13 protein-coding genes are annotated in these 21,776 nt (G+C 42.0%); 12 read left to right on the forward strand and 1 reads right to left on the reverse strand.

Translation table 11 applies throughout. The features are described 5' to 3' along the window. Nucleotides 1-7: 7 nt before the first annotated feature. The 11 genes from NSQ51_RS06755 to NSQ51_RS06805 all read left to right on the forward strand — a co-directional run bounded on the left by NSQ51_RS06755 (nt 8) and on the right by NSQ51_RS06805 (nt 18,661). Nucleotides 8-553, forward strand: coding sequence for a DUF6431 domain-containing protein (locus NSQ51_RS06755; protein WP_033011705.1), 546 nt, complete (start codon nt 8-10; stop codon nt 551-553). Nucleotides 554-705: 152 nt separating this feature from the next. Next, on the forward strand, nt 706-1,959 hold the full coding sequence (locus NSQ51_RS06760; RefSeq protein WP_094239815.1) for an IS481 family transposase: 1,254 nt from the start codon (nt 706-708) through the stop codon (nt 1,957-1,959). Then, nucleotides 1,952-2,752, forward strand: coding sequence for an AAA family ATPase (locus NSQ51_RS06765; protein WP_064213564.1), 801 nt, complete (start codon nt 1,952-1,954; stop codon nt 2,750-2,752). The genes NSQ51_RS06760 and NSQ51_RS06765 overlap by 8 nt, the downstream gene beginning before the upstream one ends. A gap of 255 nt (nt 2,753-3,007) precedes the next feature. Beyond that, nucleotides 3,008-4,333, forward strand: coding sequence for a 3'-5' exonuclease (locus NSQ51_RS06770; RefSeq protein ID WP_342462757.1), 1,326 nt, complete (start codon nt 3,008-3,010; stop codon nt 4,331-4,333). A gap of 13 nt (nt 4,334-4,346) precedes the next feature. After that, nucleotides 4,347-4,946 (forward strand): DUF1819 family protein, encoded by a 600-nt coding sequence (locus NSQ51_RS06775; protein ID WP_033010176.1) that lies wholly within the window; start codon nt 4,347-4,349, stop codon nt 4,944-4,946. Nucleotides 4,947-4,961: 15 nt separating this feature from the next. Further along, nucleotides 4,962-5,501: a DUF1788 domain-containing protein gene (locus NSQ51_RS06780; RefSeq protein ID WP_015863617.1), complete on the forward strand. Its 540-nt coding sequence runs from the start codon at nt 4,962-4,964 to the stop codon at nt 5,499-5,501. A 20-nt stretch (nt 5,502-5,521) separates the two neighbouring features. Then, nucleotides 5,522-9,073 carry a BREX system P-loop protein BrxC gene (brxC, locus tag NSQ51_RS06785; RefSeq protein ID WP_049624985.1) on the forward strand — a complete coding sequence of 1,184 codons (3,552 nt, stop codon included), beginning with the start codon at nt 5,522-5,524 and terminating at the stop codon, nt 9,071-9,073. Between the two features lie 16 nt (nt 9,074-9,089). Beyond that, nucleotides 9,090-12,554 (forward strand): BREX-1 system adenine-specific DNA-methyltransferase PglX, encoded by a 3,465-nt coding sequence (gene pglX / locus NSQ51_RS06790; RefSeq protein ID WP_121650141.1) that lies wholly within the window; start codon nt 9,090-9,092, stop codon nt 12,552-12,554. Nucleotides 12,555-12,662: 108 nt separating this feature from the next. Continuing rightward, nucleotides 12,663-15,215: a BREX-1 system phosphatase PglZ type A gene (gene pglZ, locus NSQ51_RS06795; protein WP_049625367.1), complete on the forward strand. Its 2,553-nt coding sequence runs from the start codon at nt 12,663-12,665 to the stop codon at nt 15,213-15,215. A gap of 257 nt (nt 15,216-15,472) precedes the next feature. Further along, nucleotides 15,473-16,606 (forward strand): IS4 family transposase, encoded by a 1,134-nt coding sequence (locus NSQ51_RS06800; protein WP_121678437.1) that lies wholly within the window; start codon nt 15,473-15,475, stop codon nt 16,604-16,606. A gap of 27 nt (nt 16,607-16,633) precedes the next feature. Next, entirely contained in the window at nt 16,634-18,661 is a 2,028-nt protein-coding gene (locus NSQ51_RS06805) for a helicase-related protein (protein WP_233434112.1), read from the forward strand. Between the two features lie 217 nt (nt 18,662-18,878). Here NSQ51_RS06805 and NSQ51_RS06810 read toward each other — a convergent pair whose 3' ends face one another. Next, complete coding sequence (locus NSQ51_RS06810) at nt 18,879-20,315, reverse strand: DDE-type integrase/transposase/recombinase (protein ID WP_047817981.1); 1,437 nt, start codon at nt 20,313-20,315, stop codon at nt 18,879-18,881. A gap of 152 nt (nt 20,316-20,467) precedes the next feature. On the opposite strand from NSQ51_RS06810, the gene NSQ51_RS06815 reads away from it, so the two are divergent. Continuing rightward, the gene (locus NSQ51_RS06815) at nt 20,468-21,607 is read left to right on the forward strand and encodes a hypothetical protein (protein WP_183085392.1); all 1,140 of its coding nucleotides are present in this window, start codon (nt 20,468-20,470) and stop codon (nt 21,605-21,607) included. Nucleotides 21,608-21,776 lie beyond the last annotated feature (169 nt).

Genomic DNA, 21,776 nt, shown 5'->3' on the forward strand with positions numbered 1-21,776 from the left:
GGAGGACGTGATCCAATTTCATGACTTTGGCATTGACGTCCAAACGTATGCAGAGCGTGGAAAAGAAAACGACTTCCCTCTTCTGAAAAAGTGTCCGCATTGCCGGGCCAAGCGCCCGTTGCACCGCCACGGTTACTATGAGCGAAACGCATTGACCCCACATGGTGATTATCGCATTTGGATTGTCCGGTATCGCTGTCGGGAATGCTTGAAGACGGTGAGTGTGCTGCCTTCCTTTCTCCTCCCGTATTTTCAGTATACGTTGTCCGCCATATGGCAAGTCGTGAAAGAGCAGTTGGGATTGACCGAAAGGACGAACCAGGCTCCGTTTCTCCCGACAAAGGACGGCATCATCTTTTATGTCCGACGGTTCTACCGAAACCTATCAAGCCTTCACAGCTTTTTTGCGAGGCGGTGGAGGATCATAGGCCCTATCGTGAAAAAAGAAAAGGAACGGGCTTCTTGGTGGATCCAGACGTTAGAGGAACACGGTCTTGATTCGGCCATCAGAGAGATGTGGGAGGGCGGATTCCGACACCCTTTTGCGAATTAAATGGGATCCTGATTTTACATACATACCCTAAATTGGAAATAGTTTCGGTTCCCACAAACCTTTCCTATCGACGGAGAAAAAGCAATTCGGTACGATAAGGGCAGACGGACCGGAACGGTCCTGATTCCAAGTGAGACAAGGAGGAGATTTGAATGAATGAGTCGATGAGACACGACATTGCCCTGTTTCGGTACGGGCTAATCGCTCCGTTGGTGAATGGGCAGGTGGAACCGAAGACGTATCTGAAAGAGGTGAGCGAGCGAGTGCACCATGTTCCCCACCAGGGAGACAAACGAATCGCAGCCAAGACGATCCTCGATTGGTGCACCCGATACAAAAAAGGGGGCTTTGACGCCTTAAAGCCGAAGCGCCGTTCGGACCGCGGCCACTCAAGGCGTCTGTCGCCCGATGATGAGGATCATATTTTAGCCCTAAGAAAAGAACATCCCACCATGCCCGTGACGGTGTTCTACGAACACCTGATCGAGCAGGGGGAAATCCCAGAAAATCATACCTCTTACTTTACTATATACCGATTGTTGAAAAAACACAACCTGGTGGGAAAAGAAATCTTGCCGATGCCGGAGCGAAAGCGTTTTGCGTATGACCAGATCAATGAGCTATGGCAAGGGGACTTATCCCATGGACCCACGATTCGCGTCCATGGGAAAGCCCAGAAAACGTTTTTGATCGCGTATATCGATGACTGCTCGCGGTTAGTGCCATATGCCCAATTTTTCCCTTCGGAGAAGTTTGACGGGCTGCGGATCGTCACGAAGGAAGCGGTGCTTCGTTGCGGGAAGCCGAAACGCATTTACTCGGACAACGGGAAAATTTATCGGTCCGAGGTGCTGCAGTATGCGTGCGCCGAGATGGGGATTACACTCATCCACACCCAGCCGTATGACCCGCAAAGCAAGGGAAAAATCGAACGGTTCTTCCGCACCGTACAGACACGGTTTTATCCACTGTTGGAGCTGAATCCGCCGAAATCGCTTGACGAGTTGAACGAGCGTTTTTGGAAGTGGCTTGAAGAGGAGTATCATCGAAAACCGCACGCCTCACTGGACGGAAAAACGCCGCATGAGGTGTTTCAATCGCAAGTGCATCTCGTGTCGTTCATCGAAGATGGCGATTGGCTGGATGCGATTTTTCTGAAACGGGAGCACCGCAAGGTGAAAGCCGATGGCACAATCACCCTGAATAAACAGCTATACGAAGTGCCGCCTCGGTTCATTGGGCAATCGATTGAGCTCCGCTATGACGAACGAGGCGTCTATGTGTACGAAGAGGGCAAACGGGTGGCGGAAGCCATTCGGGTGCGTTTGGAGGACAATGCCTATGTAAAACGCCATCGGTCCCCGTTTGCGGCGATTCCGGCGAAGGAGGGAGAACACGGTGTATAAATCGTTTTACTCCCTTTCGCGGGAGCCGTTTGCGAAAGAAACAGACCCGTCCGAGGCGTATCAAGGGGCGTCATTTCAGGAAGCGTTGCGGGCGCTGGAGTACGTGAAACGAACCCGGGGGATCGGGCTGTTGATCGGAGAGCCGGGGGCGGGCAAGACGTTCGCCCTTCGGGCGCTGAAAGAGTCATTGAATCCATCATTGTATCATGTCGTCTACTTTCCGTTATCCACCGGAGGCGTGATGGATTTTTACCGTGGACTGGCCTTGGGATTAGGAGAGGAACCGAAGTACCGCAAGGTAGACCTCTTCCGCCAAATCCAGCAGGCGATCGAGCGATTGTATCATGAACGGCGGATCACGCCGGTGTTCATTTTGGATGAGATGCATTTAGCGAAGGATGCATTTTTACAGGACATCGCGATCTTGTTCAACTTTGAGATGGATTCGACCAACCCATTTGTCTTGATTTTGGCCGGGCTGCCCCATTTACAGGGGAAGCTGCGGCTCAATCAGCACCGCCCTCTCGACCAGCGGATCATCATGCGATACCGGATGGGGCCGCTGGAGAAGGAAGAGGTGGCGGGCTACATCGAACATCGGATGAAACAGGCCGGGGCGAAGCATCCGATCTTCACCCCATCGGCGTTAGAGGCGATTGCCCTGCAGTCGCGGGGATGGCCTCGGGTGATCAACACGTTGGCCACGACGTGCCTGTTATACGGGTATCAGCTGAAAAAGGACGCCATTGACGAAGAAGTGGTGCGCATGGCCGCAGAGGAAATGGGGTATTAGCACGAAAGGGGCCGAATCGGCCTCTTTTGTGCTTTCTCTTTTCCATAGGTCCATCAGGCGCGCTGGAAATCTTCATCTGAAAGAGCGTGCAAACGTTCCGAAAGAATGTGCAAAATCCGGAACAATCCGCAAAAATTTTGCACATTATTTCCGAATCCGCCTGAAATAATTTGAAAAAGGGATTCTGAAATAATGTGCTAGTTTACATTTATCTTAAATTGGAGCAATGAACAAATCAACATTCGCAAACAACAAATTGAAGATGAATTTGAGGAAGCGTATCGGAAATGGGTTGTAACGCTTCCGGAAGGAGAAGAAAGAAAAGCGGTATATGAAGCATTAGAAAAAGCAAAACAATTGCGTATGAAGATCTTTCAAGAGAAAATGCAGCATGAAATCTCGCTTATTGTGAAAAAGATGGAAAATATTCCTGCGTTGTTAATGTATAAATCGGTGTTCCAGAAAAAAGTATTTGAGAAATTTCATCCGGATATCGATGAAGAATTGCTAAGTCTTTTACTGAAAAACGGAAGACAAATTAAACAGGAACGTTTTATGTATGAAGATATTGCCCCGCTCATTTATTTAGATGCGAAAATCAATGGAAAAAAACTGCAGTACGAACACATTGTTATTGATGAAGCGCAAGATTATAGCCCGTTTCAACTTGCGATTATGAAAGATTATGCGAAATCGATGACGATATTAGGCGATATTGCGCAAGGAATCTTTTCTTTCTATGGACTTGACCGTTGGGAAGAAATAGAATCGTATGTTTTTAAAGAAAAAGAGTTTAAAAGACTTCACTTGCAGACAAGCTACCGCTCGACAAAACAAATTATGGATTTGGCCAACAGGGTGTTATTAAATAGCAATTATGATTTTCCGCTTGTTATTCCTGTAAACCGTCCAGGGGACGTTCCTACGATTAAGAAAGTTGAAAGCATCGGTGAACTTTATGATGAAATAGTAAATTCAATACGAATATTTGAAGAAAAAGGTTATAAAAAAATTGCGATTTTAACAGCTTCCAAACAAGGAGCTATTGATACGTATGATCAGTTAATGAGACGTCAAATTACGCAAATGGAAGTGATTACAGAAGGAAACCAAGCGCTGAAAGAGAAAATCGTCATTATTCCTTCCTATTTAGTCAAAGGCCTTGAGTTTGATGCGGTGATTATCGAAGATGTTAGTGACGAGACATTTAAAGATGAAACGCAACATGCTAAGATGTTGTATATGTCTATTACTCGCGCTCATCACGACTTACATCTATTTTACCGTGGAAATATATCGCCGCTATTGGAAGAACGAGACCCTAGCGCGCCGCCAAAACCACGAAAATCATTTGCCGACTGGTTAATTACGGATATAAACGATCCGTATGTGGAACCACAAGTGGAAGCGGTAAAACGTGTGAAAAAGGAAGATATGATTCGTTTATTTGATGACGAAGAAGAAGAGTTTGTTGAAGAAGCGTTTGAAGATGACCGCGAACGATATTACGATTTCCATGCTTGGTTAAAAGTTTGGCACCGCTGGGCGGAAATGCGAAAACAATTAGACGAAAAATCGTAAAGGTTGGGATGTAGTGTTGAAGAAATATTCCGGAGGATTTACAGCGGAACACCTTTATAGAAATGAAATGAAAATCATTGTTCATTTACAACTACAAGGGTTATCGAAAGAGGAAATAAAGAAAAAAGTTTTTGAAGAAAATTTACTTCATTGTCGCAGCGAAGCGGCAATAAAAGACCTATTTCCTCGCGTTTATCGGCGAGCCGAAGTCCTTGATCAGCAGCTAAAGTTTTTTCTAATACATGGAGCACGTTCCGACCAAAACGCGCTCCTGCTATATGCATTTTTAAAACGTTTTACGTTTCCTCGTGATTTTGTTTTGGAAGTGATCCATTATAACATGAAAAAATTTAAGTCAACGGTGACAGAAGGAAATATTCGCACGTTTTTTGAAGAAAAGGAACAGCAATATGAACAAGTGAGAAACTGGACCGATAAAACAAAATATAAACTAAAGCAAGTGATGTTAAAAATAATAGTAGATGCCGAATTGCTTAAGAAAAATGGAAACGAATACGAAATCAAACCGATTCCATTAAGCAGAGAGTTGCGTGATTACGTCGAACGAAATCCGGTGTATCGCGACTTACTCATCTTAACATTAAACGAATAATATAGGAGGTTTGCAGTGGAGATTCAAAAAAAATTAGATCGGTTTTTTGAAGAGATTCAAAAAGATGAATTTTTGCAGATGAGAGGATTAGGAAATGAAGTACCATACTTCATTTTTGATTACGAACCGGAACATGAGTTGATTGTCCGCCAATCGATCCGATATTTTACGAATCGGATTCATTTAAACATTAAAGTGCTCAATTTATTGAAAATGGTTATTGAACTATTTGACGATATTGGATTAGAAGGGTTAAAACAATTTGAGGAAGAACAAGGAACGGAAGCCTTGTTTGACGCTTTGCGCCCAACGATCGAAGAAGAACAGCTAGTAGACAAAATTGCCGAAGCGGCAGAACAAGCACAAATCATTTTTATCACCGGGATTGGAAGTGTATTTCCATTAGTGCGGGCTCATGAATTGCTAAATCAATTGCATCCGAAAGTAACCAACGTGCCAATCGTTATTTTTTATCCGGGAACATATACAGGGCAAGGCCTGAGCCTATTTAATCGTTTCGAATCCAACGGATATTATCGGGCATTTTCTATCTAATGGACAGAGGAGGGTTCGCAGTGTTACAAAACACATTTACTATTCAGGAACTGTTTAAAAAGCCGATTGACCGTGAAATTAATGGGGTAGTGCAAGCGGGACAATACGACGAAAAAGTGGTTCACAGCGAATTAGAAGAATATGTCATGACGAAAGAAATCAGCGAAAATATGAAGTATTTCTTTGAAAACTACACTTATAGTTTTGACCATCCGACGACAAAAATAGGAGTATGGATTTCCGGCTTTTTTGGTTCAGGTAAATCCCATTTTCTAAAAATTTTATCCTATTTGCTCAACAACGAAACCGTATATGGCAAACGAGCGGTTGATTTCTTTACAGAAAAAACAGATGACCAAGAATTATTAGAAATGATGCAGCGCTCCGCAACGTATGATAGCCATGCAATTTTATTTAACGTTGATTCCAAATCAGCGGGCGGTAAAAAAGAAAAAGCAACTATTGTAGAAGTATTTTTAAAAGTATTTAACGAATATCTAGGATACTCTCCAACGCCTTGGATTGCCCATATCGAGCGGCAATTGGCGGACGAAGGAGTATACGAGGAATTCGTAAGACATTTTGAAGAAATAGAAGGGAAACCGTGGAAGGAAGAACGGGCGCGGATTTTATTAAAACGCAAACCGTTCATTCAGGCGTTAGCTAGATTAGGATATGACGAAGAAACGTCGGCAGGCTTCTTGGACGCGGCTAAGAAAACGTTTGAAATCAGCTCAGAGGAATTTGCCAAAATCGTGGCCAAACACGTCAAAGAGAAAGGAGACAACTACCGCCTTACATTCCTTGTCGACGAAATCGGTCAGTATATTGGCGATGATCCGAACCTTATGTTAAATCTACAAACCGTTGTCGAAGATTTAGGAAACTATTGCCAAGGAAAAGTGTGGGTGATTGTTACTTCTCAAGAACAAATCGATGCCGTAACAAAAATTAAAGGCGCTGACAATTTTTCTAAAATTCAAGGCCGTTTCGCGACACGTATTCACTTAACGAGCTCTAATACGGACGAAGTCATTAAACGCCGTCTATTAGAAAAATGGCCGGCAGCTGCCGATCATTTAAAAGTTGAATTCGAACAAATCGGACAAAGTTTAAACAATACGCTAACGTTTGAAAAAGATACGTGCGTGCTTCAAAGCGGATTCAAAAATGAAGAAGAATATGCGGCGATTTATCCGTTCGTCCCATATCAAGTCGAATTGCTGCAACGGGTTTTTGATAAAGTACGCCGCCAAGGAGAGGCAGGAGCTCATTTAGCTCACGGAGAACGTTCCTTATTAAATGCCTTCCAGGAAGTTGCGTTGCAATTAAAAGATCAAGATACAAACCAATTGGCTCGTTTTTCCCAATTTTATGAAACGGTTAAACGATTTTTAAGCACCTCTGTTTCGGCGACGATCGCATCAGCTGCGAAACGCGAAGGCATCACAGAGTTTGACGTTGAAGTGTTAAAAGTGTTATTTATGATCAAGGGGATCGAGCAGATTAAAGCAACGGTAGAAAATATTACCACTTTGCTTGTCGACAGTGTAGACTGCATAAAAAATGATTTAGAAAAAGAAGTTCGCCGTTCGTTAAACCGTCTTCGCCGAAACATGTTAATTGCGGAAAATGCGGATAAAACGTTCGTGTTCTTAAGCGATGACGAACAAGAGATGAATCGCGAGATTGAACACGAACATATTAACGAAGCAAATGTCATTGATGAGTTGGGCAAAATATTTTTTGAAGATATCGTGCAAATGAAATCATATCGTTATCAAAAAACACATGACTTTGAATTCAATAAAATATTTGATACGTACACTCGCGGTGGGCGAACGCATGAACTAACCCTTCAAGTATACACGGGGGATGTCACGGAAGAACAAGCGCGGGCTGAGGCAAACTCAGGCATTTTAGTCATGCATATTCCACAAGAATTTACTGAAAAGTTTTTTGAACCGATGGAATACGCGTTGAAAATCCGATCCTATGCAAATAAAAAAATTTCAACGAGCTTAACGGAAAGACAACGTAAAATACTGGATGAAAAACGCCAACAAATCACGGAATTTGAAAAGAAAGCTAAGGAAGCGCTAGCCGAAGCGGCAGTGCATGCGACTTACTATGTGCAAGGACAAGAATACCGTTTTAACGGCAGTTTAGAAAATCAGCTGCAAAGCGCTTTTGAAATTCTTGTCCGTAATACGTACAGCTACTTAAGCTATATGGAAGAGCCGGTTCCTGTCAAAAACGCGAACGATACGATTTATGAATGGGCAACAAAAGGTCTTCCAGCGAAATTAGATGGAACGTTTGCCAACCATCTTGCGTATGACACGGTGTTTCGTTTCCTTGAACAAAGCCGCAACCGGCAAATGGTGACGATGAAATTGCTTGTAGAAAAATTTAAAAGCGCGCCTTACGGCTGGAGCGAAAACGATATTGCCGGATTAGTAGCTGCTTTAATGCATGATGGAAAAATAAAATTAACGTATTTAGGAGAAAGTTTTGATACGAGCCATCCACAGTTTATTTCTCGGATTACAAAAGCGTCTGAACGCGAAAAAGTAATGATTGAGGCGCAAATCGCCATTCCAAGCCACAAACGTAAAATCGTCGTAGAAATGATGCGTGACCTATTTAACTTCTACGATGTTGGCGAAACGTATGATGAAATTGCAAAGAACATTCGCGAGCAAATGCAAAAACATTTCTTAGAACCAATAACAGAGATGCTGAAAATAAAAGAATATGAAGATCCGCAATATCCATATCCAGGCGGCATTCAGCTCGCGAAATTAAAGAATAGCATCGAGGAATTGTTGTCTTATTCCAAGAGCGAGAATCTCGTTGAGGAATTCATTGAGTTGGATGAAGATTTAGAGGAATGGCTTGAGGATATACAAACTTTATCTGCATTTTATACAAAAACGGCCATTCGCTATTTTGATGAAAGTGTCCGTCTATTAAAAGAGCGTGCGGATGATTTAGATATCGCCAAAAATCAAACGGAAGTACAAAAAATTAAAAATCAAATTGTTTCCATCTTGACAATGGATCATCCTTATCGAGAAATTCCTAATCTACCAATCTTAAACGAAAAATTAAGAACGGAATTATCAAACTTTGTGAAAAAAGAGTTAGGCGCTCAGCTTGAACAAATGGAAGAAGTTCGCCGCAAGATGGAAGAGCTGAAAGAGCGGTACAGCATCGAAGAGATCAAAGCAATGGTTCAACATGAATTAGAAGAGCTGCAAGCCCGTATAGAGCAGCTGAAAGATATGGACAGCATTTCCCGTGTCTATTCCTACACACAAATGGCGACAAACGATTTGCGTCGTTTGGAAGAAAAAGTATATGAACTGTATGTACAATATCAGTCGGAAACGAGTGACGGCGATGATCGTCAAGTGGAAGTGCCAATCTCACGATTCATCCAAGTCATGATACCGTCCGGTCGAGTCGAAATTCGTACTGAAGATGACGTGGATCGTTTATTAGAAAAAATGAAACAGGAACTGCTAAAAGAAATTCAGAATGGAAAAGTTGTCGTCATTAAAAAGTAGAAGGAGTCAGGAGACAATGAACAAACGAGCATTAAAAGAATTTGCTGTTTATGCGCGCAACGAACTTCGCAATCAAATCTCATTACGAGCACAGGCCTTTGGGATTACTCCCGAAGGCTCTCCTGCGCTTGTAACAGGTGCGGATTATGTCGAAATCAACGGCAAAAAACTGCCGTTATCTTATAAAAACGGTCTACAAAAACTGTTAAAAGAAATTGAAACAAAAGGTTATGACCAAGTGATTGAAGAAGTCGCGTACACGTGGTTTAACCGCTTAATCGCGATTCGCTTCATGGAAGTGCACAACTATTTGCCATCGAAAATTCGTGTTTTATCAAGCGAAACGAAAGGAAAAGTGGATCCGGATATTTTAACCGATTACCAATATACGGACTTGCCAATCGATAAAGAGGAGATTGCATCACTTTTACAACAAGGAAAGCGGGAAGAAGCGTATCGGAAGTTATTAATTGCCCAATGTAATGAATTGCACGAAATCATGCCGTTCTTATTTGAAAAGTTAGCGGACTATACAGAGTTATTGTTGCCTGAGTCGTTGTTGCATGCGGATTCGCTGATTAACAAACTAGGCAAAGAACTTGGAGACGAAAACTTCGGGGATGTAGAAGTCATTGGTTGGTTGTATCAATATTATATGTCTGAAAAAAAGGAACAAGTAGGCGGATTGAAAAACACAGCTGTCAAAAAAGAAGATTTACCTGTTGTTACCCAACTTTTTACGCCAAAATGGATTGTGCAATATATGGTGCAAAACTCATTAGGAAAGCTATATGACGAATGGAAGCCAGAAAATCATCTTGCAAAAGATTGGGAGTATTATTTGAAATCATCCGAGAAGCTTCCAATACCAGGAAACATCTCTTTAGAAGAAATAAAGGTCATCGATCCTGCCTGTGGATCAGGACACATTTTAGTTTATGCATTTGATTTGTTATATGACATGTATTTAGAAGCGGGATATCCAGAACGTGAGATTCCACAACTCATTATTGAAAAAAATCTATATGGATTAGATATAGATAAACGCGCTGTTCAACTGGCAAGCTTTGCTTTAATGATGAAAGGACAAGAAAAATACCGTCGCTTTTTAAAGAAAGCAACAGATTTAAAACTAAACATCCATGAGTTTGTCGACAGTGAGCCTATCTCAGAAGAAGCACTCGCTTTCTTTGGAGAAAAAGTAGGGGATGTCAGTTGGGTTGCTGCTTTACAAGAGAAGTTTGAAAATGCAAAACAGTTTGGCTCGTTACTTGTTCCAGACGAACAGGCATCATTTTATTTAAAATATATTGGAGCAATCGAATCCTACGACGTTAATGAAGTAGAACTATTAGAAGAAACATATATTATTGAGTTAAAAGAAAAACTTCTTCCACTATTAAAACAAGCATACTTATTGGCATTAAAATATGAAGTCGTTGTAACGAACCCGCCTTATCATAATAAGTACAATCCTGTGTTAAAGAAGTTTATGAATGATAACTACAAAGATTATAAATCAGATTTATACTCTGCCTTTATTTATCGTTGCACACAAATGACGGTTGAAAATGGGTTTGCTGCGCTAATGACACCATTTACATGGATGTTTATTGCATCACACGAAAAACTAAGAAAATATATCATTAAAAATCAAAGTATTTCGAGTCTAATTCAACTCGAATACTCAGCTTTTACGGAAGCAACTGTTCCAATTTGCACGTTTGTAATTCAAAATCAAAATCGGACATCCATTGGGGAGTATATCAGATTAGAAGAATTTAAAGGTGCTGATTTACAACCTATAAAGGTAAAAGAAGCTATAAAAAATAATGTGAATTATCGCTATTCGTGTGATAACAAAAACTTTAACGTGATTCCAGGCTCTCCAATTGCTTATTGGGCCTCTAAAATAGTTACGGATAGCTTTCTTAATCGCAAGCTATTTGAAATATATGATATAAAATTAGGAATTAGTCCGGGAGATACAAATTTATTTTTAAAGCGATGGACTGAACTTAATGTTCATCGTATAGGTTTTGAAACTTCTTATGAAAAATCTAATGATAAAAAATGGTTTACTTGTAATAAAGGAGGAGCATTTAACAAATGGTTTGGGAACAGAGAATATGTCCTTGATTGGGAGAATGATGGATATTCCATAAGAAATTTAAAAAATGAGAAGGGAAAACTGCTTTCCCGTCCCCAAAACCTTGACTATCAATTTAAAGAGCATATAGGATGGTCACGTATATCATCATCCGATACGTCATTTAGATATTTTGAAAATGGATTTATGTTTACAGATTCTTCTGCCGGATTATTTCATTTAGATGATTATAAATTTTATGTTTTAGGTTACTTAAATAGTACAGTTACTAAGTATATTCTTGGATTTATTAATCCTACGTTAAATTATCAAGTCGGAGATATTTCGAAATTGCCATTAATATTTAATGAGAATCAAACAGAGATTGTTAAATCTATCGTACAAGATTGCATTACGATCTCAAAATTAGATTGGAACTCCTTCGAGACTTCCTGGGATTTTAAGAAACACCCATTCCTCACCTACCGAAGAGAAGCGAAGACATTAGAAAAATGCTATGCCAACTGGGAGGAACATGCGGAGAAGCAGTTCCGTCAACTACAACAAAATGAAGAAGAGTTGAACCGTATTTTTATTGAGCTATACGGTTTACAGGACGAATTGACACCAGAGGTACCAGATGAGGAAGTAACTGTCCGCCGCGCGGATCGCGTTCGTGATGCAAAATCGTTCTTGTCCTACTGCATTGGTCTGATGATGGGGCGTTATTCGTTAGATGTCGAAGGTCTTGCTTATGCAGGTGGTGAGTGGGATGCTTCGAAGTATAAAACATTCCAGCCTGATAAAGATGGCATCATTCCATTGACGGAAACAGCTTATTTTGAAGATGATGTCATCAGTCGTTTGCAAGAGCTATTAATCATTATGTTCGGCGAAGATACGTTAGCGGAAAATCTTCGTTGGTTAGCGGAGTCATTAACGATGAAAAACAACGAAACACCGACAGAGCGTTTGCGTCGTTATTTCTTCGATGAGTTTTATGATGATCATTGTAAAATTTATCAAAAACGTCCGATTTATTGGATGGTTGAGTCTGGTTCGAAAAAAGGTTTCCGTGCGTTATTTTACTTACACCGTTACACGCCAGAAACATTAGCAACAATGCGCTTTACGTACGTACAAAACTTACAAGAAAAACTGCGCCAAGAAGAAAAACGTCTCGAGCAAGACCTTATCAATCCGGATTTATCTTCTGCGATGAAGAAGCGTTATGAGAAGCAATTGAAACAAATTAGAGCTCAGCAGGAAGAGCTCGTTGAATTCGATAAAAAATTAGCGGAACTTGCCAACCAACGCATTGCCTTAGATTTAGATGACGGAGTGGTTGTGAACTACGAGAAATTAAAAACGATCCTTGCGAAAATAAGATAACCACTGCAAAATGGATAGGGGGAAGTCTCCTATCCATTTTTTCACTTGCCATTGGATTGTCTTTCTTTAAAATAGGGAAAAGAAATACATTGAGAGTTGGTGTAAAGTATGGATATTGTTCAAGAGTTACTGCAACTATTCGAAAAACAGCTTACGGAAAATATTGGCGCGGATCGTGCGATTGTCTTTTGGTATGATGCGCAAAATGAGGATCGTGATTTAGCAGAAATAGAACAAGCGCTGAATGAAAAGGGAATCAAAGTTTGGAAATTAAACGATCACAATGCGTTCCAAACAAAAGTATTGTTGGAACTCGAGGACACGGAAAGTTCGTATTTAATATACGCCCCATTTGTCAAACCGAAAGATGAGGATAACTTTTTATTAGATATCCTTCTTTACAGCGGCAAATACGGAGAATTTCAAGCAGATGAAATCGCGATTATGATGAAAGAACTTCGCATCGATCATTTAGCGATTCGACCGTTTATAGAGGAGCATTGGGCGTTTTTTAAAAACAAGCAACGAGTTGCCAAATTTAAAAAGCTGCTTCCAAATAACCCAAATGCCAATGATGTAAAGCAAACGATGATGGCTGTATTATGTGATGCAAAAAGCATCCATCCACAGGAGTTATTGAAAAGCGTTGTCGCAAAAAAAGGCGGGATATCAGATGATAATGAAGCGCTCATGCAAATGAGCAAATATTTAGATGTCAATCTGTTTTTCGAGCTAATCGAAGATTATTTTGGCGTCTCACCGAAAGAAGAACACCGTCTATCTCATATTATCGAAACAATCGTTTACCAGCATGTTGCTTCCAATATCGATGAAGGGGTATTACATGTTCATTATCCTTGTAGCGTTCCAAATATTTGTAAAGTATTTATTGATGATTGGTTGAAATCGGACGAACGTGAAATATTAGAAACGATTTTATTGGAACTAGAACAAAAGTGGAATGTGCCGCAATTAGTAGAAACGCATACGTATCAGGCGTTCATTCGTTGTTTTACGTTCCCGATTATCGAACGAAAAGTGCTGGATGCTTTGCATGAATTATTATTAAATGAAACGGTTCTTGTGAACGAATGGAAAAGTATTTTGGCGGAACGAAGGAAAGGTTATTGGTCTCAGGCGCATTTTGCCCAAGAGTATGAGTTGTTGGAGAAAGTACTTGATTTTTATGAATGGAAAATCATTTTTGAACGAGATGATGCACCGAAAAACGAACAAGAATGGTTTTCGTTGTATACAGAAAAGTATTACCGTATCGACCAACTTTATCGCCATATTTATCTTCTGTATAGAAAAGGAACGAATTTGGAACGTTACGAACAATTAATAGAAAGAGTAACATTTTGGTATGAGAATAAGTATTTAATGACGTTAGCGGCACATACAGATCACATGTTGGAAACAAGACTCAGCAAACAATGGAACATTCCAAGTGTCATGCAGCAAAAAAAATTTTATCAACATTTTATACGGCCATTGTTAGAGGCGACACGGGAGCGTATTTTTGTCATTATTTCCGATGCGCTTCGTTATGAAATAGGAATGGAATTGTTAGAAGAGTTTCAACAGCGTTTAAACACAGAAGTGAAAATCATTCCGATGCAGGCAACGCTTCCTACTTATACGCAATTAGGAATGGCGGCGTTGCTTCCAGGAAAGATTACAGGGATAAAAGAAGATGGCACGATTTATGTAAATGATCTTTCTACGAAAGGCTTGCAAAACCGGAATAACATTTTGCAAATGTATGAAGTGGATTCCATTGCTTTAAAAATGGAGGACTTCATTCAATTAACTAAAGACGAAGGACAAGAGTATATTCGTGGCAAGCGCGTTGTCTATTTGTATCATGATGCCATTGACGCGATTGGCGATTCGAGCAAAACGGAAGCATATACGTATGAAGCAGTCGAAAATGTGTTAGAACGGATAAAAGCAGCCGTTCGCAAATTAACAGGTACGTATGAAGCTGTTCGTATATTTCTAACAAGTGATCACGGCTTTTTATATCAAACTTCCCAAGTCGAGCAGTTTCAGAAGACAGAAAGTTTAAAAGGCGAGATCTATGACGGGAATCGCCGTTTTGCGATAGGGAAAAACTTAACGGTCCCTGCTGGCGCGATCAAAGTTTCTCTCGATTATTTAGGTGTGGATTGTGAAGCGGTAATTGCGAAGGGGCTGAATCGTTTTACTGCCGGTGGCGGATTGCGGTTTGTTCATGGCGGTGCAATGCCGCAAGAAAGCATTATTCCGTTAATCGAATATCGGCAAATAAAAGGAAAAGCTCGTAAATCTGAAGCGGAACGGGTAAACGTACAGGTTGCTTTGATTCAAAAAGTCATTACGAGTTACCGATTTATTGTTCCATTTTTCCAAGAAGAAAAAGTCTCACCTGAGCAGCAACCACGAACGTTGCGGGCAGCGTTTTACCGCAATAACGAGCGAATTTCGAATGAGGTAACGATTACTTTTGATTCCACTGGGGAAGTTTCAGAACGGCAAATAGAAGTGGTGTTTCATCTTTTAGAAGACCGGTATCGAATGGGAGAAATATGTGTTTTACGCTTAGAGGACGTATCAGGACGTGCCACAGAGCTGTATGCCGAAGAGGAATTCGAGTTGAAGCTGTATAGTATTGAATGATCAAGTAAGCCTTTCTGGTCAAATATACCCAGAAAGGCTGCTTTATTTTGCTATAATAAAGGAGAAATGGAGCAAACGTAGGGGGAGCAATATGATACAAGTTGGGGATATTGTCAAAGGGCCTTTATGGCCGGAAGTAGTAGAAATAAAAAATCAGGCGTGTTGATTATCCAATAAAATCCAAAGGGTATAGAAAAAAGAGCACCTTTCCTGTAGAATGTGAGTAGCAACACAAACAAACCCAGGAGGTGCTCTCTATGAACAAGCATACCACACTCCCGAATTTGATGCAAAAACTTGTTTCGGATGAAGAGATTCAACTGATTGCCGAAGCGGTTGGGTATCGTGATTCGTCTCGAACCTTTACGTTGCGCGAGTTGATTCACTTCTTCCTGCTGGCCGCCATGCATCAATGGAAAAGCTTTCGCCACGGAGCCGATGTGGGGCCTCTGTATGGATTGCCGCGATTCCATTATTCAACTGTATCCAAGAAAGCGAAAGAAGTTCCCTATGACATCATGAAACGCTTGTTGGCGTTGATCATTTCCAAGTGCAACCGCCAAACCCGCCGTTCGCTTCGGTTTCCCAAACCGCTTCGGGTGGTGGATTCGACGACCGTCACGGTCGGGAAAAACCGCCTCCCATGGGCTCCGTATCACGGCGAACGCGCCGGAGTGAAGCTGCACGTCGCGTATTCGCCGGAATCCTCGTTGCCGGCAGACGTGGTGGAAACCATCGGACTGCGTCATGATGGCCCGGTGGGAGAACAGTTGACGAACGCTCAACAAGTGCTGGTGGAAGACCGGGCGTATTTCAAAATCGAACGCCTCGATCGATTTGTGGAGCAGCATCAGCTCTTTGTCATTCGGATGAAGGACAACATCGAACTTCATCAGAAAAAAAGCTTGAACCGCCTTCCGAGCGCATCTTCATCGGTTCAAGCCGACTTCACGTGCCAGTTGGGAACGAAACAATACCGCTCCACCAAGCGTCACCGGGTAGTGATCTTTCGAGATGCGAATGGCCGCGACATTCGGGTCGTGACGAACCTCTTCCATGCGTCTGCGGAAACCATTGCCGACATGTACCAACAACGTTGGACTGTTGAGATCTTTTTCCGTTGGGTGAAGCAATATCTGAATGTCCCGACCTTGTTTGGCACGACGGAAAATGCGGTATACAACCAACTGTTTGCGGCGTTCATCGCGTATGTGTTGCTGCGATGGCTGTATGATCAAACCAAAAAACGGACGAACGTCTCTCTTTCCTTCATTTCGTTTGTTCGCCGTTTTTTCTCTGGGCAGCTTCCTCTCGATTGGAAATCCGGGATGGCCGCTGCTTTGTTTGAGTATGCCCAAATTTATGGAAGGCGTATGTCTAATTTTGGATAATCAACACTCGTGATAAAAAATTGTACGATGATTCAAAATCAATTTTATCAAGTGGAGGCTTATGGGAAGAATACAAGTAAATATTATCAAGTCATTATTCTCCCGGAACAATTAACCAATATTGAAATTATCAATACATCAAATAAAAAAACATATTCTTCGGAAGAATTGCAAGACTATTTACGTTACTTTGAATTCGTTGTCGATAAAAGATTTTCAAAAACGCGCGCATTAGGGAATCAGCATCTGATCCCTTTGCCACATCAAATTGAAGCGGTGTATGGAAGAATGCTTCGCGTGCCTTCGGTGCGGTTTTTACTGGCGGATGATCCAGGTGCGGGAAAGACGATTATGGCAGGGATGTTAATTCAAGAATTAAAGGCGAGACAAAGCGCCAATCGAATTTTAATACTCGTTCCGCCGCTAGTATTGAAACAATGGCAGCAAGAACTAAAAGAAAAGTTTAATGAAGATTTCCTTATTGTTACCCGCTCGACATTAAACGAATACAGCGGCAAAAATCCGTTTGTCGAAAATGACTGTGTCATTACGTCCCTTTATTGGGCTGCGCGAGATGATGTCAGGGATCTTGTCATTGAAGCGGATTTTGATCTTGTGATTGTGGATGAAGCGCATAAAATGGCGGCATATACATCAGGGGTAAAGAAAAAGAAAACAAAGCGTACCAAATTGTATCAACTTGGAGAAATCATCTTGCGGCATAGCGATCATTGTTTATTGTTAACGGCTACTCCTCATAAAGGAGATGTCGAAAATTTTCGCCATTTAATGCGGTTTATTGACCCTGATATTTTTTCTTCCATCGGTATAAAAGAAACGTTGCGTGATAAAACAAATCCGTTTATTATTCGCCGACTGAAAGAACATTTAAAGTATTTTGATGGAACTCCTTTATTTCCAAAACGAACAACAAAAACGATTACATACCATTTATCAGAACAAGAATTAAAACTGTACGAAGCGGTGACTCAATACGTCAAAGAACATTTTAATCGCGCCATCAATCGGGGAAATAATAGTACGGCGTTTGCGATGATGTTATTGCAAAGGAGATTAAGTTCATCTATTGAAGCGATTCATTTGTCGTTGGAACGCCGTTATCATCGATTGATGAATTTGCTGGAGGAAGCGAAGCAAAAACAAATGATTCCATCGGAAGAAGTGCTTTTCGATGAGTATGAAGAAGCAACGTTAGAGGAACAAGAAATTTTCGAAATGAAAAGCGAGACGTGTGTGGATGCCATTGATCTAGCAGAATTAGAGTTAGAAATCGAGGAGCTGAAAAAATTAATAGCTTACTCAGGTTATCTTCGCGAACATGGTGTAGAACGTAAATGGATGGAGTTAGAAAAGACGTTATTTGGTGTAGAGGGATTGTTGCAAAAAGGAGAAAAAATTCTCATTTTCACCGAGTCGACGGATACGTTGTATTATTTAGAAAAGAAACTTCGATCGCATGGAGTGGAAGTCGCAAAGATTATTGGAAAATTTTCGATGGAAGAACGCCGGAAACAAGTGGAAAGATTCAAACATGAATGTCCGATTATGCTGGCGACGGATGCTGGAGGCGAATCGATTAATTTGCAATTTTGCAATCAAATGATTAACTATGATATTCCTTGGAACCCAAATAAGCTGGAGCAACGAATGGGAAGAATTCATCGCATTGGGCAGAGAAATGAAGTATTTGTATTTAACTTAGTGGCTGGCAATACACGAGAAGGGGACGTTTTATTAACGTTAATGACGAAAATGGAACAGATGCGAAAAGATTTAGGCCATGATTTAGTATACGACTTTATCGGTGATCGATTGGAAGACAAAGTGGCGGATTTGCCAACATTAATGCAGCAAGCGATTCTTCAAAGAGAACGATTAGAAGATATAAAGAAAAGTATTGACGAAGTGTTGGCGGAAGAATATGCGGAGCTATTAAAAATAGCAAAAGAAGAACGTCTTGCAGTAGAAACGATCGATTTACCAGGAGGTAGCGTCAAAAGTTCTATGAAAACTCCACACAGATCATCCCATTGAGCATCGTGGGGCATGCGGAGGGCCGGATTCGCCCTTGACCAACACCCGCCAAAGGTGCGGAAGAGTCGTCAAGGGCGACGGGGACAAAAAAGAAGGCAATAAGAAAGCCGCCCTTGCCATGACCGAATTTTACCTTTGGCGGTGTTCGGTTGGTCAAGGGTTCGCTTCGCCGAATCCGGCAGGAGTTCTGTTCAACGGGCTCCAGAGGACAAAAAAGTCAGGCCGCCTCTTGTTGGAGAAACGCTTGTGCCATGGCGATCAGCTTCGTCCACCGGGCCGGCATATGCGGAAGATCCGCCAGTTCCGGGATGACGACCGGCACCCGGCCTTCGAGCGCGCTGTGTGGGCGCAGAAAGTTGAAATACGCCACAAACAGCGTCACAAAGGACACCGAGCCTTCTTCCGCACCAAACCCATGGGTCGGGCGGTAGTTGCCTTTAAAGGTCCGGTTGAATCGCTCGATGATCTGCTTGAGAGGGCGAAACTCTTCCGAGACCGGATCCTCATTGGTCAGCCCGATCACTTGGCGGACGTCAAATGAAATCCCGTGTTGGGCGAAGAAGTGTTGCGCCAGCAGATAAATCGGGTTGCCATCCACGACGAACGACAAGTCGTCTGGGAGGGACGCTAGCTTCCTGAGGACATCATCGATGGCCTTGATGGCCGAGAGCGTGTCCCGGTTGGGCGAGACGCGATACGACAGCACGATCTTTTTGACGGCGTCAAACATAAAGAACAGGTAATGCCAGCGCCCTTTGACGCGAATATACGTCTCGTCCCCGCAAAACGAACCGGACAGCTCATACGGGAACCGGTCGACAAAGGGCTTGATCCAAAGCGCGACGCTGTTGGCGTAGTTGAGCACCGTCTGATGGGAGATCGAGACGCCATGGATGTCCTTCATGGCGGCGGCGGTCTCCCTCGAGGACATCCCAAAGTTGACGTAGTACGTCAACACGAGCCCCAACACGTGCGGCGACGCAGCCAGCCGGGACAAATCGACCTTCGGCTTGATGAGCGACGAGGAAGCCAACGGGAGAAAGTCAAACAAGAACTCTCGAAACAAATACCGCACCTTGAAGGCTTGAGGATCCTGTTGAAACTGTTGGCGCTCCTTCTTCGTCATCCGGCGAAGGTTGGCCTGGTAAAACGGGCAAGCGTTGTTCTTGCACTTATAGATGTTGTATTCTTTGCGTTCCTTGATTTTTTCCAGCGTCTTTTTGCAGTGCGGGCAGCGAAAGACCGCTTGCTTGGTGAACCGATTTCGGTGGTTGAACCGGCACTGGCACACTTTGCATTGGTATTGCCCTTTTCCGCCGTTATTGGCGTACAGGTAAGAAGAGGGAGCCTGGCAGCGAGGGCAGGTCAACGAATCCGGAACACGGTGTTTCGCATTCGCGCGGCGCTGGATGGGCCGTAAAGGACGTCCGTGCTGGGCTTCATAGTCTGCCAACAGCTTTCGGTAATCAAGGGTTTCCGGCACATCGATGATCGGAAGGTCATCGACCTGAAGTTTCCGGTACGGCTTTTGGATGGGTTCGTCCAAGTCCTCGAGATTCAAGGATTTTCCCACGATCACACCCATCAAATACACAATGATTTGATATTGGGTCTTGATTATTTCGAGCAAATAGGCTAATAATTGAGGTAACAAAGCTTGTCACTCCTTTGTTTTGGCTGTTGGGTGTCGTTACCTCAATGATGGCCGAAAACAACGGGGGTGGCAAGCTTTTTTTCTTCCAACCGTTGAAACTCAAGGGAAAACCGTGAGTGTGGAGGATAAACTTTTGACAATACCTACCAGGAATGAAGAGGGAACAGTATGATCTCGCTGTGCAAAAAATCCCTGCACGCGCTTATGCGCAATTTGCGATCAATACGTTAAGCCGTCATCGTGTAAAGGTATATTCTTCTCAAAACAACCATGTTTTTCGCATTGATCGTATGCCAAAATTTATTCGGGAATTTGCGAGAAAACACCATATTAGCTTAAAAGGAAAAGAAGAATCGTACCGTTTTACCGATATAGCTAAATATGCAAATGAAGAAGTTGCATTGATGAAAAATGACCATCCGTTATTTGCTGTATCATTGCAATTAATGAAAGAAGAAATCGAAGGGTTGGTGCTGCCATTTTTTGAAGCGAAAATCCCAATTCGCGAAGCATTAATGGTAGAAGCCTATGAAATTGGTCTAACAGATGGCACAGGAAGAGAATTATTCCGGGATATTGTTTACTTTGCGAGACGGAAAAACGGAGAAATCATAGAAATCGACTCTTACTGGCTTTATGGTTATTCATTGGAGCTAGTATCATTGCATCCCATTGAACAAAATGAATCAACGTTGCTTGCTCATGCTCTCAACAAGGTGATGCAAAAACGGGAAGAGTTAGTTTTATCTAACGAAGCGCAATTAAATAAAAAAATACAGTTCCTTCGCCGTGCTTTTGACCATCAATATCAAGAAACGGTATTTAGACTGGAAAAATATCGACGAGAGAACGATGCAAATCGGAATTCAGCACTAATCAATCAGATGAAAGCAAAATTAGTGGACATTGAAGAACGCCGCCAAGCCCGTTTAGAGGAAATTGAACGCGAACGAAATATAAATATCATTCCGCCGAAAAAAATTGCTTCATTCACCTTATTACCTGACGACAAAACATCGTACCGCCTTCTTTCCGTTGATTATAAAGAAGCAGTCGAACGTTATGAACAAGCGAACGGTCGTAACCATGTAAAAATGTATCCTTCTTTATCTCTAGTTGATTTTATGAGCGAGGATGAACAAGGAAATCCGCGATTCATTATTCTAACAGATAATCCGGAAATGACATTACCAGAGTCTCATTTGGAAGATTTAGCAGAGCTTCAAGGAAGTGTGTATATGTATTTCGTTCGAAATGGAGAAGTAATAAATAAACGATTAATTCTCATTTAAATACAAATATTGAATTCGTCGGATCACAGAATAATGTAAATCTGTTTATATTGCAAGAGACTAAACGGTTAATCATTCATCAAAGACAGAAGCCAGTGTTAAAGCCGATGATAAAATCCCCAATATAGCCGGAATAAAATTCCCCACTTACAATAGAACCATAGTTGTA

It is taken from the genome of Geobacillus sp. FSL K6-0789 (genome assembly GCF_038593135.1).
In the GTDB taxonomy this organism is placed as follows: Bacteria; Bacillota; Bacilli; order Bacillales; family Anoxybacillaceae; genus Geobacillus; species Geobacillus stearothermophilus.